This is a genomic window from Leeuwenhoekiella marinoflava DSM 3653, assembly GCF_900129005.1.
Taxonomy (GTDB): Bacteria; Bacteroidota; Bacteroidia; order Flavobacteriales; family Flavobacteriaceae; genus Leeuwenhoekiella; species Leeuwenhoekiella marinoflava.
In genome coordinates this window covers 238,188-253,271 of the sequence record NZ_FQUN01000009.1, presented here as the reverse complement: position 1 = coordinate 253,271, position 15,084 = coordinate 238,188, and the positions used below count along the sequence as shown (strand labels likewise).

The 15,084-nt window shown below is 32.1% G+C and carries 14 protein-coding genes; 7 read left to right on the top strand and 7 right to left on the bottom strand.

Annotated elements, in window-relative coordinates; translation table 11 throughout:
• Window positions 1–85: 85 nt before the first annotated feature.
• From BUB91_RS09720 to BUB91_RS09710, 3 genes are read right to left on the bottom strand one after another with little or no spacing between them, the layout of a single operon-like run.
• A complete protein-coding gene (locus BUB91_RS09720; protein ID WP_073099041.1) occupies window positions 86–667 on the bottom strand; it encodes a hypothetical protein in 582 nt (193 codons plus the stop codon).
• Between the two features lies 1 nt (window position 668).
• Window positions 669–2,036, bottom strand: a complete 1,368-nt coding sequence (locus BUB91_RS09715; protein WP_073099040.1) for a DUF4365 domain-containing protein — start codon at window positions 2,034–2,036, stop codon at window positions 669–671.
• A gap of 59 nt (window positions 2,037–2,095) precedes the next feature.
• Window positions 2,096–2,299, bottom strand: a complete 204-nt coding sequence (locus tag BUB91_RS09710; protein WP_073099039.1) for a helix-turn-helix transcriptional regulator — start codon at window positions 2,297–2,299, stop codon at window positions 2,096–2,098.
• Window positions 2,300–2,425: 126 nt separating this feature from the next.
• Between BUB91_RS09710 and BUB91_RS09705 the strand changes: the two genes are divergently transcribed.
• Window positions 2,426–2,629: a hypothetical protein gene (locus BUB91_RS09705; RefSeq protein WP_073099038.1), complete on the top strand. Its 204-nt coding sequence runs from the start codon at window positions 2,426–2,428 to the stop codon at window positions 2,627–2,629.
• A gap of 213 nt (window positions 2,630–2,842) precedes the next feature.
• On the opposite strand, the gene BUB91_RS09700 is transcribed toward BUB91_RS09705, so the two are convergent.
• The 4 genes from BUB91_RS09700 to BUB91_RS09685 all read right to left on the bottom strand — a co-directional run bounded on the left by BUB91_RS09700 (window position 2,843) and on the right by BUB91_RS09685 (window position 6,975).
• A complete protein-coding gene (locus BUB91_RS09700; protein WP_073099037.1) occupies window positions 2,843–4,297 on the bottom strand; it encodes a hypothetical protein in 1,455 nt (484 codons plus the stop codon).
• Between the two features lies 1 nt (window position 4,298).
• Complete coding sequence (locus BUB91_RS09695; protein ID WP_073099036.1) at window positions 4,299–4,592, bottom strand: helix-turn-helix domain-containing protein; 294 nt, start codon at window positions 4,590–4,592, stop codon at window positions 4,299–4,301.
• Window positions 4,593–4,690: 98 nt separating this feature from the next.
• Window positions 4,691–5,719 (bottom strand): hypothetical protein, encoded by a 1,029-nt coding sequence (locus tag BUB91_RS09690; protein ID WP_073099035.1) that lies wholly within the window; start codon window positions 5,717–5,719, stop codon window positions 4,691–4,693.
• Between the two features lie 35 nt (window positions 5,720–5,754).
• Window positions 5,755–6,975: a site-specific integrase gene (locus BUB91_RS09685; protein WP_073099034.1), complete on the bottom strand. Its 1,221-nt coding sequence runs from the start codon at window positions 6,973–6,975 to the stop codon at window positions 5,755–5,757.
• Between the two features lie 607 nt (window positions 6,976–7,582).
• Here BUB91_RS09685 and BUB91_RS09680 point away from each other — a divergent pair.
• The 6 genes from BUB91_RS09680 to BUB91_RS09655 all read left to right on the top strand — a co-directional run bounded on the left by BUB91_RS09680 (window position 7,583) and on the right by BUB91_RS09655 (window position 15,084).
• Complete coding sequence (locus tag BUB91_RS09680) at window positions 7,583–7,846, top strand: helix-turn-helix domain-containing protein (RefSeq protein WP_073099033.1); 264 nt, start codon at window positions 7,583–7,585, stop codon at window positions 7,844–7,846.
• A gap of 3 nt (window positions 7,847–7,849) precedes the next feature.
• Window positions 7,850–9,112: a type II toxin-antitoxin system HipA family toxin gene (locus BUB91_RS09675; protein WP_073099032.1), complete on the top strand. Its 1,263-nt coding sequence runs from the start codon at window positions 7,850–7,852 to the stop codon at window positions 9,110–9,112.
• The gene (locus BUB91_RS09670; protein ID WP_073099031.1) at window positions 9,112–10,113 is read left to right on the top strand and encodes a helix-turn-helix transcriptional regulator; all 1,002 of its coding nucleotides are present in this window, start codon (window positions 9,112–9,114) and stop codon (window positions 10,111–10,113) included. Before BUB91_RS09675 ends, BUB91_RS09670 begins: the two co-directional genes overlap by 1 nt.
• Before the next feature lie 69 nt (window positions 10,114–10,182).
• Window positions 10,183–12,666: an N-6 DNA methylase gene (locus BUB91_RS09665; protein WP_073099030.1), complete on the top strand. Its 2,484-nt coding sequence runs from the start codon at window positions 10,183–10,185 to the stop codon at window positions 12,664–12,666.
• 5 nt (window positions 12,667–12,671) lie between these two features.
• Window positions 12,672–13,550, top strand: a complete 879-nt coding sequence (locus tag BUB91_RS09660; RefSeq protein WP_073099029.1) for a hypothetical protein — start codon at window positions 12,672–12,674, stop codon at window positions 13,548–13,550.
• Window positions 13,551–13,554: 4 nt separating this feature from the next.
• Window positions 13,555–15,084 (top strand): type I restriction-modification system subunit M, encoded by a 1,530-nt coding sequence (locus tag BUB91_RS09655; RefSeq protein ID WP_073099028.1) that lies wholly within the window; start codon window positions 13,555–13,557, stop codon window positions 15,082–15,084.

Below are 15,084 nucleotides of genomic sequence, written 5' to 3'. Positions count from 1 at the left end.
AAATTTAACCACAAAGGAATCGACTTCCAGTACTTAGTTTGCTATGCTCACTTTCATCCGGCGAACGTGGTTCACTTTGACCGGCTTATCCACTAATAACAATTACAATTATATCTGGTCTCCCAAACGCAACTTCCTCGACTAATTGTCTATATGCGTCGACGTATAGTTCGACAATTTCATCGAACTTATCCAGTGTTGGTTTGTCTGATTTTAGAATATTGTTGAAATCCCTTGAATTAATGGCATAATTGTCCTCATCATTGTTTAAAAATTCACATTTGAAACAGCTATCAGATGTAAAACCAGGAAAGTCTGGATGTACCTTTTTATTAATTGCTTCATCAGAGTAATCCTCATACATATCTTCGTGAAAATCTTCATCATCAAACAATGTAGAAACTTCACCTGTATCAGAATCTACTTGAGAATTTAATTTGAGCTTATAACTTGATGTAGACTCAATAGGATGGTTAAAATTTAACATCCATTCTTGGTAAAGCTGTATCTCTTTTTTTGAGCCAATAACAGAATACTGGATTTGTGACTTATGAGAATTATTTGACAAGGAATAAAACCCAGTTGTCTCGATACCTTTTTTTGGGTCTTCGCATAAAAAATCTTCGGCAAACTCTATCAGAGGTTCTTGTAATAAAAATGCTTCCATACTATAGGTCTAGATTTAGTTGAATGTCCTCATTATTGATTGCTATAACTTTGACATTACTTTTTCTTGATATTCCAAAATCAACATCAAAAAACACTTTTCTTGATATTTCAATTTTTGTTTCAAAGTCCCTTAAAATCCATTGATTTTTCCCAAAGTAGTTTCTATAAAAAAATAAATGATTTAAAAATTGTTGGTTTCTTTCTGTACTCTTAAGTTGGTTAGTCAATCTTGTAATTCTTTTGGGATTATCCAAAGGTTTAATACCATCAATTGAATAGTAATATTTGGGCTCTAAAGTCAGATATAAAACATTATCGAGCCAATTAAAGTGAGTTTGAAATCCTAAATGTTTAAAGAAAAAGGATTCTTCATAATAAGTATATTTAGTTACTAAACTCCTTGTGGTATTGTTTGTTCTTCCTTTATAATTAACTTTCCTATAAATTTCTGCTCTACTATTTTCTTTTACATTCGTTTCAACAGGTTCATCATTTAGCTTGTCAAAGTAGTATCTATTGAAATCTTTGTTATAAATAACCCTCTGGTGGTAGAAGAAATTTTTTAAATAAGAATTGGTTAACCTCACAAGATTCCTTCTATTATTTTGATTGACCGAATACTCTGAAACAAGAGTTTTTGTTGGTTTCCCTTCTTTAAAAATTTGATAGTAAAGGTCATCTGAGATATCTTTAAAATCGGAAAAAGAATGCAGCTTTTCTGAAATCAATACAAAATGAGGAAATCTTGATTTATCCTCATTTATTATATTAAATATCTTTTTTACTTGTTTGAACTTACATTCATACTGGTAAATATATTTAGGAAGGCTAATCCTCATTAAGTTTGAGAAAAGCCTTTCACCAAATTCTTTATTGATTCTAGGAACAAATTTTTGCTCTAAAACTTCTTCAATATTAGAAGCTTTAGTCATTAATCTATTCTTTAGCTTATCGAATACTATTTTATGTGATTTTTTATTTCCTTTGAGAATTAAATTTTTATCCACAATCTTAGCATACAATTCATTAGTTTTTACAAAGAACACCACAATTACAACAGGTAAATCGTGCTTGTTCCAATACTCAATGTCATTAGTCTTAGCAATAAATTCAAATGAGTCATTTGTTTCATTGTTAATATAGCTACCTGTCACTGTAGACTTCAACTGAATTTTTAGAATTTTGGCAGTAGCTTCTGTTTTTCCGTTATCAGTTTTACGTGTCAACTCTATTTCGCCATCGATACCAAAGTCGTGTTTAGCTTCTTCTCTAAATATTAAGAAAGGACTATGATTGACACAAAAAGTATTGAATTCTGCAACACCTTTCTCTCCAGTAATATATTCTTCTCTTATTATCTTACTCATAAACCATAATTCATTTGCACTTGTTTCAAACTGTTCCTCTATCAGATGTATACCTGCTATTAACTGTTTGTTTGATGATTATCAGTAAGTAAATCTTTAACACTTACATCAAGTAGCTCTGCGATTTGATACAGTACTTCAAGACTTGGTTGTCTTCTGTTGGTTACGTAACTATTAACCATATTATAGCTTTTTTGAAGCTTTTCAGCTAACCAAGTTTGTTTGATTCCTTTTTCTTTTAAAACAAGTTTAATCCTATTCATCAGGTATCATTTTATAGTTCACTAAAAATATAATTTATATATCATTAAATGATGTATTTACATTTATTTTGGTTAATGTGTATATTTTCTAGGTACACCTGCATATTTATAGTAAAACCAATTACTATGAAGAAATACAAAACTTACTATACAGGTGTTGAGGTTATGGAATATTGCCAGATTTCAGAACGTACATTACGTTACAGATTAGCTACTCTTAAAAAGAAATACATGGGTCAATCCTCGTTATTATCGAAACAGAATAATATCTGGCGAATCCATAACAGCATCTTAGAACATTTTGAACCCAAGCGTAAAAGTCTAGACTGATTTAGAACCTCAACTCGCATAACCTTTCTTACATACAAGGATTGTAAACGCCTTATTGCACGTTCTTAGAGTTCCAAATAAAATTTTTATAGAATTCTATGTACGGGTAAACTCGACCTGCAAAAGGTTGAAAATGGGTTTGATGATATCACTATCGGTCATTTTAGTATTCATTATCTATGTGATAAATCAATTAAAAAAATATTTTCAGATTTAATTTTTATAACCTGCAATTGTTGGATATCGTTTGACACCATTAATATCGATAACTGGAATAGCCCCAATATATTCAGATAAAGAATCTGTCATGATTTGGTATGTAGGTTCTGTTTGCTTTTTATCAACTAAAACGCCATCATGAATTGATAGTGGTAATACACCATTTTCAACTAATCGTTTACAGATTACATCAATAAAGATATTGCTTTCAATTTTTTGTAATCCAATAGAAAACTGTTTGTAATCTCTTCTTTTCTTATTCTCAATCACTTTAAAGATTTCAGGAAAGCTTTTTTTAAACTTGTTTTTCAGCTTTCGGCAATCCTTATTCTTTGAATAAGCTATGAGCATCCAATTCTTTTTAGCAGTCTCTCTATCACATTCAAAAACTTCACTTAACTTTTCATACCATCCACCATTAATTGTAATCTCAAAATACTTATCAATTTCAATTTTAAGCCTGTCTGATGCTTTTTCTTTTAGTTCTTGAAGAGTTACATTAAAAAGTACAGGTTGTGAGTTAGAGAGGTCTAAATAGGACATGTCTTCATAACCAATTATAAACTGTCTTAGGTCGCTTGCCATCATGGTCAAGTTCGTATTTAACCTTCTGTTTATACCTTTCCTGCTGAAAAGCCAAGATTTGTCCTTTTTGGGGTTTCGCAAATTATTTACAGTTGATATTCTGTTGAGGTATTTATTTTGGAGTATCGCCTTAGCTCTAAGGAGAGTATCCTTATCAATCTTGCCGTCACTATATTTTTGCTCTAATTTCTGAGTATATTTTCGTTTATATTCGTAACAATATTCTTCTGCTTTGTCAAAGTCAAGAACCATTTTTGATTTAAAGTGATTCCACATGTCGATTTTGATATATTTCGGCAGCTTTTTCTTTCTTTCAGTTTGAAGGTCATATTTCCTTTTCTTTATTTTGAATAAGCTCGAATTCTTACCAAAAGCAATCTCAATACAATTCTCTTCTTCCCCTTTTTCTGAACTCTCTATAATCCTAATGTTTACAGGGGTTTTAATACTCTCTTCAACCTTATTTATATAACAATAGAATAACCTACTACTTTTATAAGTTAAGTAAGAATTGTACAAATGAAAATATCTACATTTATTTAATGAATAATCTGATTTACTTAATACAAATCCTTGATTTATTAAATAATTTAAATAACTCTTATAGTCATTTCCAATTATCTTAATTAAATGTTTGGAGGATAGAGGTACAAAATTGAAACCATTAAGATTTACTTCTTTAAATCCATTTCCTTTCGGGTCAGATAGTATTGCAAGCAATAAGTAAAATTTTTCTAGCTTGTAATTCAATGGGATTAACTCATCATCTAATGATTGGATTGAATTTTTGCTTGGCTTTATATCGTCTAATCTATCAAGTAACCTTTCTAGTAATTTTTGTGGCAAATAAATTTTTAGTGACATACTATCCAATTAGATTTTTCGACAAAATCTTATCTATTTCTTTGACTGGATATAGATATAAATCACCAATGGTAGTAAACGGAATATGCCCCTCGTTTCTGTATTTAATGATTGTATTTTGAGATATCCCAAAGAGCAACTTCAAATCTCTGTTGCGATAGTATTTTTTAGGCGGATTTACGTGTGTTTTATCCAGTTTAGCTTCAAGTTGGGATAACTTGTCGTGTAGTGGTAACAAAAGCTTTTTAAGCTCTTTAAATGGAATAATTGAAATCTGTGATTCACTTTGCATCATAACTAATGGTTTTAAAATTATTATGATACAAATATCCCCTGTTACTAGAGCAATAGCGAGGGATTCCCTTTGATTCCCTCAAAGGTTAACGTTGCTATTTACATTTCTTGAAGTATTTTTTCTCTTCTATTTGAAAATTTCTTTATGATGAGGTCTAACAGGTCAATTTCTTGTCTACTATATTTATAAACTTCATCTTCCTTTTTCTTTATTCTAGAAAATTCTTTGGATATATCTTTAATTTTTACAGAGTCTCCCTTCTCATTAAGAAAATAGATGTTTGCATTGTCTATGTACTTTCTCAGGTTGGTATCTTTATTTATTTGATTCTGGCTATCTACATCTAAAATTCCACCTTCAAAGAGAGCTCTATAGAAGAAAGCTACATCCAGTTTTTGAATTTTAAACTCCAACTTTAAGTTAGTTGGGTCTTTATCCGATATTTCTTCAAAAGAGTATTTATCTAGTTCAAAGTTTTCAGCCTTCTTAATAAAGCCTACAAAACTATCAAGGTATTCTGCTATACGTTTAAGCATTTGTCTTGTTGACTCTAAACAATCCGACAAAAACAAATAGGCGTACAGTTGGTTGATTTTTTCATCTTGAATTTTTGAATTTGCTTCTATCAGTCCATATTTATCAAGTATCATATCTTCCAATTCATCCCTATACCCATCTGGACTATTGTCCGCATCATAATAATGAAAATCATCAATACCATTAATTTGAGCTAATTTCTGTATGGAGTCACCAAATGTCGAATTTGGATAATAGCGAAACTCCATTGGTTTATACTTTGGAGCATCGAGTTCTTTATCTCTGTAATAAAAATGTTGTAGGGTTTTAAGAAATTCTAAATCATTAAAATTTAATTCAAGTTGCTCTTTATACTTTTCCAATACGTCCTGATGAATGACTTTTGTTACTTGAATTTTAATTGGATTATCAATATCAGCAACTTTGTCAATCTTATCTTTAATTTTTTCCTCCCAACTGCTGAAAAAATTATCTGGCATATCATTTACCCAATTGCCGAAAAAGGAAATGTTCTCATACTTGTTGTGATACTCAACAACTGGATTTACTATCTTTTCAATTTCAGAATTTAGGTCAATAATATGCTTCATATTGTAAAAAGGATTTAGTCAATAAAGATAAAAAACTATGCGAGTTTCAAACGTAGCTTATTCATATCTTTTTTTACGCTACTATCCAGAACCTTTGCATAGTGTTGTGTCATAGTTATTTTAGAATGCCCCATCATAGATGATACATTTTCAATTGAAATACCGTTACCTAGTGTTACCGTTGTAGCAAATGTATGTCGAGCTACATAATGCGTGAGCTTCTTTTCTATACTACACAAAACAGCAATTTCCTTTAGGTACTCATTTATCTTCTGGTTGCTAATGGCGGGTAGTAGTTTATCATCTTCTAGATTTTGATATTTTTCTATAATACGTTGTACTGGTGGTAATACTGGCACATTGGATTTTATAGAGGTTTTAGCCCTGTTTGTCTTAATCCATAATGTACCTTCATTATCTTTAATAAGGTTTTTTCTGGTTAAGTTTTTCACGTCAACGGGTGCGTAACTGGTATAACAAGAAAATAGGAATATGTCTTTAACACGGTTCAATCGTTCCGAACTAAATACTTTATTTTCTATGCGTTGAAGCTCATCTTGTGTGAGGAATACAGCATCCTTAATCACTAGTTTTTCATCATAGACTAAAAACGGATTTTTCTCTATAAGATTTCTTTTTATCCCATAGCGGCACATGGTTTTATAGCATTGAAAGTATTTCACTACCGAATTATGATTAATGCCTACTTTACCTTTAAATCTGGATTCGTACTTCAGAAAATGCTCTAGTTCATAAATGAATGCATTATCTATCTCCGTGATGTCTAAGTCTTTTTTTCGATATTTCTCATGTAGAAAATTAGATATTAAGTCTTTTGCTCGATTATACTTCTGCAAAGATGCTTTTGTACGTTCGCCAGCTTCATACTTTCTCTTGAAATAGTCATTGTGTTCTTGAAATAGCTTCAGAATATCTCTGTGATTAGATTTATCCGGTTTACCTTTAAGTTGGTTCTTTATATCGTTTAGGGTGACATTTTCATTAGCTTTAACCAGTTTCAGATAAATTGATTCCACCTTAGATTCTATCAGCTTTAAAGTCGTTAAACAGTTTTTTTCGCTAGTAATACGTAGGGTGTTTTTTAGCTTGTTAGTAGATTCCCATCGGTCCTTTTCAATATACTTTCCAGTACTTAGGGTTGAGGTTTTTCCATGTAACTTGATTTTGGCATAAATAGCCGATTCACCATTATTATTTTGCTTGTCAGTTTTCAGGTAGAAATAAGTTCTAATCATAGTTTTACTAATTTATTTTTCGACGAAATTATTAGTAAACGCTAGGTATAGCTAGGGATTCCCTGTGATTCCCTGAAAATTTAGTTACCCTATAATAAGATGATTTTGTAGGGTAACCATAAGGGTAACTGTACTTTGACCTTTAAAGTGTATATTGATACAGGTCTAAAATAAAAAAACCCTTTAAACACTGAGTTTAAAGGGTTTTGACTTTTAAAGTGTCATTTGACATCTTTATCAGCGGAGAAAGAGGAACTATCCAAATTCTTATCTTTTGAGGTTTTATAGGGCTTAAAACGACCCTTAAAATTTACTGACACCGAATTCGCCCCTTTTTAACAAAAATTTGTGAGTTTTGAAAGGATTTGACAAATTGAGTCTACAAATTCCAATAAATGAATTCAAACTATATTGTAAAAATGCGTTTATAGCAAACTTATGAGATAATTACCAAAAATCGGTGTTTTTCTCGAAAGTTTACTAAAATTGAATCGTTCAGCTTTTACAATATGAAGCTTAGAAATCAATCCTACAGAATAATATATTTAGTATTATAATGGTAAATATCAATTAAAAAGTTTATATTTAACCATTATATTGGTATAACATGTTAGAAGTAACTACAATAAAAGATGTGAAAGTCAAGATTGGCGAGGCGTGCAAGGCGCTTCGGAAATCGAATGGGCTCTCTAGAGACGAACTTGCGGAAGTGTTGGATGTTGCGAGCACAACCATTCAAAACATCGAGAATGGTAAAAATGCCACACTCGATAACGTTTTAAAAGTAGCAAATCATTTTGGGTTATTACAATTTATTGCCAAAGAAATAGATAAAATTAGTATTGATCAAAATGACATTTCACTGTATTAATAGATGGCTAGAGATAAAATAATCGATGTTATTGCATTTGGCAAAGAAATTGGAAAGTTGGGCTATGATATAGATCAGGGCAAATCTTTTTTTCAATATAACCCTGAATTCTTGGAGTCTGGTCAATACTCAAAACTCTTTCCCTTTATTTTTAAACGCACCAAACCTGCACAAGTATTTACCGAATACCAACAAGATACTTTTCAAGGCTTACCACCTATGATAGCTGATTCGTTACCGGACACTTTCGGTAATATCATTTTTCAGGAATGGTTAACCACGAGAGGTGTCCAAAAAGTAACACCATTGGAACAACTGGCTTATGTAGCAGATCGTGGTATGGGAGCCTTAGAATACAAACCCATTGAAGAATTACCCAATTCACCAAAAGTAAATATTGATAAAGTAATTAATATCTTAGAGAAGGTACTTAAGCTCAAAGAAGATACGACAGGTAAAGATTTAAGCGAACTATCTCTTTTAAATGTATTTAAAATAGGAACTTCAGCAGGTGGTGCCAGGCCTAAGATCTTAATCTCGGAACATAAAGAAACTGGCGAAATCATAGCCGGAGATAGAGAAACGAGTGAGGACTATAATCACTATCTAGTCAAGCTACACCTTGATGACAGCGATGGCTACAATAAAGAAAAAGTAGAATACGCCTATTATTTACTAGCGCAAGAAGCAGGTATCGATATGATGCCATCTAAATTAATCGAAGATAAACATTTTGCTACGTTACGATACGATAGACAACACGGAGAAAAACAACACGTATTGACTGTTACAGGGCTAACGGGTTGGGATTTTAAAAGCCAACCGGAAAACTCATCTTACGAAAATGTTTTTAAAGTAGCCTTAGGACTTGAAGTACCACATAAAGATTTACAGCAACTGTTCAAGCGTATGGTATTTAATGTTGTATTTAGAAATGTGGATGACCATTTAAAGAACCACAGTTTTATTTATAACAAAGAAACGAATAGCTGGAACTTAGGGCCAGCATACGATTTGACGTATGCGCTGAATCCGCTGTTTACATTCAAAACAACTTCAAGAGCTCTATCCATTAATGGAAAGCGTGCAGAGATCACCATAAAAGATTTACTTACCATTGCTGAAGAATTTGCTATAAAAAATCCTAAAGGGATTATTGAGGATGTACAAGAATTGATTCCTCGATGGATGGAGATTACTACTGGATTGGAGGTGTCAGACAATATAATCAAGGTCATTCTAAAAGAACTAAAGAGAATAGTATAATGGCAAATAGTAAGCACGCACATTACCGATATAATATACTAGATTATTGTTTTAAAAATTTAGCTCTTTCAAAGAAACAGCTACTTTCATTTTTAAACCAAAAACTAGAAGATAATTATGATGGAGAACAAATTCAATTACGCCAACTTGATTCTGATTTAGCTATTTTCCGAAGAAAAAAAGAAGGTTTTGAAGCGCCCTTGCCACCCAATATTCGCATTTATAGATATACAAACCCAAATTTTTCGATCGCGCAAAGACCTTTACTAGAATATGAACAATATTTGGTAGATGCAACAAGTCGTTTACTCGAAAGATTTGAAAATCATCCAAAATATAACAAGCTGGCAGAAGCTCTAATTAAGTTTCAAGATGAAGAGGAACAAGAAAATGATGCTAAAAAAATCTTGTTTTATGATCATAACGAAGAATACAAAGGGATAAAACACCTCAAGCCATTATATCTAGCGATTAAGAAAAAACAAGCTTTACAAATAATTTATAAAGGCTTTAAAGATAAGGAATCATCGATTTTTGAATTTCATCCACATATTTTAAAACAATATAACAGAAGGTGGTTTGTTTATGGACTAAATAAGACTAGAGATGTCGTAGAATGGAGTATTCCTTTAGACGAGAGAATCATAACTTTTGAAGTACTGGAAGATGTTGAATACATAGAATCACATACTGATTGGGAAACATTTTTTAGAACAATGGTAGGCGTTGTAAGACCTATTGAAGCGCAAGTAGAAAAGGTAGTGTTACGCTTCCATAACGGGAGAGAAAACTATTTTAAAACAAAACCATTTCAACCGGATTTTGAAGAGTTTTTTGAAGAAGAAAAACAAGACCAAGTTTGGTTTGAGACTATAATAAATAAAGAATTAGTACAACAGTTATTATCCTACGGTCAAGATTTAGAGGTGCTTGAGCCAGAGCGATTAAAAGAGCAAATGAGAGAACAATCAAATACAATGCAGCAGTTTTACACTAGCTAAGTATGCGAATACCTTGCATACTTTATTCATTAATTTGCAGAGTAAAATTAAAAGAGATATAAAATAATTATGACCTTACACGAAGCTATAGAACAAGTACTGCAAAACGCAGAAAAACCTCTTTTTTCAAGAGATATAGCTGATATTATAAATAATCAAAAACTTTACAAACGTAAAGATGGACTTCCTGTATCTGCTTCGCAAGTAACAACAAGAGCTAAAAACTACTCAAAATTGTTTACAAAGGAGATAGGCAAAATTAAATTGGTAAAAGATGATATTGTTAGCTTAAAATTTCAACACTATCGTAATAGGCTGGTACATGAATCCAACGCGATAAGAACTTATGGCAGAGCAAATAAAATTGATGTACTTGTTCATGCACTCGAAGAACTATTGCATGAGGATAATTACGAATACAAGCACAATATTATTTCAGAACCAGAAATAAATTATGCAGATAGAAAAAATCATCCTCGAGAAAAATTGCTTGTGGCTCATAAGCTATGTAACTGGTTTTTTAAACAATCAAAGAGTAACTCGTTAAGATTAAGTGATAAGTTAATAGCAGTTTTATCAGGCCTAAACTGGTTTGAAATAAATGACAATTCTATTGAAACTTATTTTGAAGGGTATAATGATTTCCTGTTAAAAATTGCAGCAGATAATAAAGGGGCAACGTTCTCAATTAAAAGTGAGCATAACCCGAACCTTTTTAATGAATTTGAATATGATAATCAAATCAACAGGATCGTTTCAAAATTAATTGACCGAGGTAATTTTACCTACATAATGTCCCAAACTACAACTACAGGTATTTTCATTCCACCATTTAGTAGAAGTGCGGCCAGAAATTCAAGAAGGGAGTTCGACCTTATTTTATCAAAATTACAGAATAATCATAATGATTTAGATAAGGCTATACTAATCGTGCCGTCAGGTGTTTTAAGTAGTCAAGCATCATTTAATAAGGAAGCTAAAGAGCAAATAATAAACTCTGGTGCTTTAGAAGCTGTTATTGCCTTCCCTAATGGCATGTTCGATAATACAGCAATAAATGTTTCTATGCTTATTTTCGATTTTAATAATAGAGATAATCAAGTATTCTTTTTAGATGCCTCAAACATAGTAAAAGAGGATATGTCAGAGGTAGTTAAAACTATTAATACTAAAAAATTAGTTCGAGATGTTTCCAGAACGATAACAAATCAAGACCTTTTTAATTATGATCTAAACCCAAAGCGATATGTAGTTGATATTGATGATATAGAGGTTAAACCTGGTCATAATTTATATCATGTTGGCCAACTACTCGAACAGCGTAAATACGGTGCCATGTTCCGTAATAAAAACAGTTTATATGTTGGCGGTGAGTATAAGCTGATTAAAATGGGAGACATTGATAAAAATGGTCTTTATTTTGAGCCAAAGGACAATATGCTAGGTATCGACCACGACGAAATTCAAAATATAGATAAACATTTAGTGAGAGGTGGCGTAGTCTTAAGTGCGTTTCATAATAAAATTAAGGCATCGGTTTTACCAAATGATATGTCTTTTGCACTAGGACAAAATGTGTATTGGTTGAAATTTAATGACAATAAGGTTTTAGGTGAATACGCTGCTAGAGAATTAACCCAAGCCTATGTAACTAAACAAGTAGAATATTATTCCAAAGGGGCTACTATAGCTAGATTGAGTATAAGGGATTTAATGGAAATTCAAATTCAGATTCCAAGTCTAGAAGATCAAAAAAATATCCTTTTTAAAGAGTTTAGAAAGTCAGAAAAACCAGCTCAAAGTGAGAATGTTACAAACCAAGAACAAGATTTCATTAAAACGCTTAAGCACACACTTAAACAACCCTTATCTGGTTTGGGCAATGATTTTACATCATTAAAATCTTTTTTAAATAAAAAAATAAAAGCCGAAGACACAATTGAAAGTAACGAAACAATTGTACCGGTATTTGATACAGATACACCAGAGCAAATAGAAATCCACACCTTAAGAAACACTCTTGAAAGAATGGAACGTGCTGTAACCGATATGGATTATATTTTAGAGCAAGCTATCAAAATAATTTCTATTTCAGAGCCACTAAAAGAAAACATTCAACTCAAAAAATTTTTGCAAAATATAGCTTCAGAGTATCCTCAAATTCAATTTAAAATAACTGGTAGAGAAGTAGAGTTTTTGGCAGACCGTAAACAATTAAGAATCCTAATGCATAATTTTATTACTAATGCTATAAAACATGGATTTAAAGATAGTTTAGAAAAACCCACAATATGGTTAGAGATTAAGACCAAAGATGCGATTTCATTTCAGTTGTCAATCCGCAATAATGGGATACCACTACCACCAGAGTTTACCATTCAAGATTTCCTAGCAAAAGGAAGTTCAATAAGGTCAGACGTTGGTAGTGGTTTCGGTGGGTTCTTAATAGGCTTAATCTTAAAAAAACATAAAGGAACTATTGAATTAATAAAAAATGAGGGCTTTGGAATAATGCCGCATAACGTAGAATTTTTAATAACAATACTAAAATAAAAATAATGTCAAAACCTTTAAGAATATTATTAGTTGACGATAAAAAAGATTATTGTGAATCCTTATCAGGAGTAGCGCGTCATAATAACATTCAGTTGGAATATAAATTAGACTGGGAAACTGGCTTCGAACTATTGCGTAATGATCCAACAATAGAGTTTGTCATCCTAGACGGGAAAGGCAAAATTGAAGCAGATCAGGAAACGGAAAAGGATAATTTTGTGATAAGAGCTATGAGAGACATAGACACATATTCAACACAAATAGGGAAACACATTCCTTACTGTGTAAATACAGGTTTCATTGACCGTTTTGAAGCTTTAGAAGATAATGTCAAAATTTTTGAAAAGAAAGATAGTGATCGAGACTTGATGTTCAAATATATAGCAGAACAGATAGCTATTTCAAATTATAGAACTGCTAGAATAGACTTTGAAGAAGCTTTTGTAGCATTTGATAAGGGAATTATTTCGAGAGATTTTGAAAGTATCCTTGTTTCAATCATTAATGCATATAAAGATAGAGATTATCGTAAAGTTAACTTGAATGCGCAACGTGATTTTTTAGAGGGAATTTTTATTTCTCTTAATAGAGAAATACCTTGTATTCCACCAGCCTTGTTTAAAGGAAATGGTTTACCAAATCATGAATCCTGTACGAGATTTATGGAAGATAGAAATGCCAATGGTCATAAACTTAATAAAGGTGTACCTCAAGAAATTAAATCCGCTTTTAGGAAACTAAAGGAGTCAACTAATGGCTATTCTCATTTGTCAGATGAAGATATTGTAAAAACACCGTTTAGAGCTAATATTCATTTAATTATGGAAATCCTAGAATGGCTTCCAGAATTTGTAGAAACTAATTATAATAACCACATCTAAATACATGATCACAGGAGAATTAAAATCACAAATTGACGCTATCTGGAATACCTTCTGGACTGGAGGAATATCCAACACCATCACAATCGTTGAACAATTAACATACTTAATCTTCATAAAAGATTTAGATGAAACCGAAACACGTAACGAGCGTATGACAAAACGCTTGAAAAAAGAGTACTCCCCTATTTTCGGGTCAGAACAGCAGAACTTTAGATGGAAGAATTTAAAAGAAATGGACGTGCAAGCGCGTCATGCTATTTTTAAGGATTCTGTAGAAGGTATTTTCCCTTTCATTCGTAGTTTAGGAAGCAAAAAAAGCTTGTTTAGCACTTATATGAAAGATGCCTCTTTCGGTATAAATAAAGCAGCTACCTTAGACCAAGTAATGGAAAAGCTAGAGCGTGTAGATATGTCTAAACAAGATATAAAAGGCGATATTTATGAGTACTTATTATCTAAGTTAGAAGGTGGTGGTACATCTGGCCAATTTAGAACACCAAGACACATTATTAAATTAATGACAGAAATGATGCAACCTACGCTAGAAGATACCATTTGTGATCCATCAGTAGGTACAGCTGGTTTTCTAGTTGCTGCCAAAGAATATATAGACAAGCATTATAGTGTTACCGAACTAGACAAACATAAAGACCACATCAACAAGCACATGTTTAACGGTACCGAGTTTGATGCTACCATGCTACGTATTGCCTCGATGAACCTCTTTTTACATGGTGTAGAAGAACCTAATATTGTAGATGTAGATGCCGTAAGTAAAGACAATGAAGTAAGCAATGCCTACACCTTAATCCTGGCCAACCCACCTTTTAAAGGCACCATTGATAAAGAAAGTATTGCACCGGGTTTACGTAATGTAACCGATACGACCAAAACCGAATTACTCTTTTTAGCCCTCATGCTACGCCAACTCAAAAAAGGAGGTCGTGCCGCCGTAATTGTACCCGATGGGGTATTATTTGGAGCCGGGAAAGCCTTTAAAAGTATTCGCAGCGAGATTGTAAAAAACCATAAGTTGGAAGCAGTCATCTCTTTACCCAGTGGTGTATTTAAACCCTATTCTGGAGTAAGTACAGCTATTATGGTGTTTACAAAAACCGATAATGGGGGCACCAATAACGTATGGTTTTATGATATGCTGGCTGATGGTAAATCACTAGACGATAAACGTAACCTATTAGTGGCACCTGAAGTCTTTGATGCCTTTTCGTTTGGTGACGCTTTCGCGAAAGAATCTACAGAAGACCAACAAAATCTACATAGTAAATTTAACCTACCAGATATTTTAGCCCGTTATCCAAAACGTAACCAAGATAAACGAGCAAGAACAGAGCAATCTTTCTTAGTACCGTTTAAAGAAATTGAAGAGAACGATTGGGATTTATCTATCAATCGCTATAAAGAAATTGTTTATGAAGAAGTTGAATGTGATGCGCCTTCAGAAATAATTGAAAGAATCAATCTTTTATCTGAAGAACGTAATAAAATATTGGCTAATCTAAATTCTATTTAA

Excerpts from the sequence above, each read along its gene's own strand:
- BUB91_RS09720 (WP_073099041.1), bottom strand. The coding sequence starts at position 667 with ATGGAAGCATTTTTATTACAAGAACCTCTGATAGAGTTTGCCGAAGAT.
- BUB91_RS09715 (WP_073099040.1), bottom strand. The coding sequence starts at position 2,036 with ATGAGTAAGATAATAAGAGAAGAATATATTACTGGAGAGAAAGGTGTT.
- BUB91_RS09710 (WP_073099039.1), bottom strand. The coding sequence starts at position 2,299 with ATGAATAGGATTAAACTTGTTTTAAAAGAAAAAGGAATCAAACAAACT.
- BUB91_RS09705 (WP_073099038.1), top strand. The coding sequence starts at position 2,426 with ATGAAGAAATACAAAACTTACTATACAGGTGTTGAGGTTATGGAATAT.
- BUB91_RS09700 (WP_073099037.1), bottom strand. The coding sequence starts at position 4,297 with ATGTCACTAAAAATTTATTTGCCACAAAAATTACTAGAAAGGTTACTT.
- BUB91_RS09695 (WP_073099036.1), bottom strand. The coding sequence starts at position 4,592 with ATGATGCAAAGTGAATCACAGATTTCAATTATTCCATTTAAAGAGCTT.
- BUB91_RS09690 (WP_073099035.1), bottom strand. The coding sequence starts at position 5,719 with ATGAAGCATATTATTGACCTAAATTCTGAAATTGAAAAGATAGTAAAT.
- BUB91_RS09685 (WP_073099034.1), bottom strand. The coding sequence starts at position 6,975 with ATGATTAGAACTTATTTCTACCTGAAAACTGACAAGCAAAATAATAAT.
- BUB91_RS09680 (WP_073099033.1), top strand. The coding sequence starts at position 7,583 with ATGTTAGAAGTAACTACAATAAAAGATGTGAAAGTCAAGATTGGCGAG.
- BUB91_RS09675 (WP_073099032.1), top strand. The coding sequence starts at position 7,850 with ATGGCTAGAGATAAAATAATCGATGTTATTGCATTTGGCAAAGAAATT.
- BUB91_RS09670 (WP_073099031.1), top strand. The coding sequence starts at position 9,112 with ATGGCAAATAGTAAGCACGCACATTACCGATATAATATACTAGATTAT.
- BUB91_RS09665 (WP_073099030.1), top strand. The coding sequence starts at position 10,183 with ATGACCTTACACGAAGCTATAGAACAAGTACTGCAAAACGCAGAAAAA.
- BUB91_RS09660 (WP_073099029.1), top strand. The coding sequence starts at position 12,672 with ATGTCAAAACCTTTAAGAATATTATTAGTTGACGATAAAAAAGATTAT.
- BUB91_RS09655 (WP_073099028.1), top strand. The coding sequence starts at position 13,555 with ATGATCACAGGAGAATTAAAATCACAAATTGACGCTATCTGGAATACC.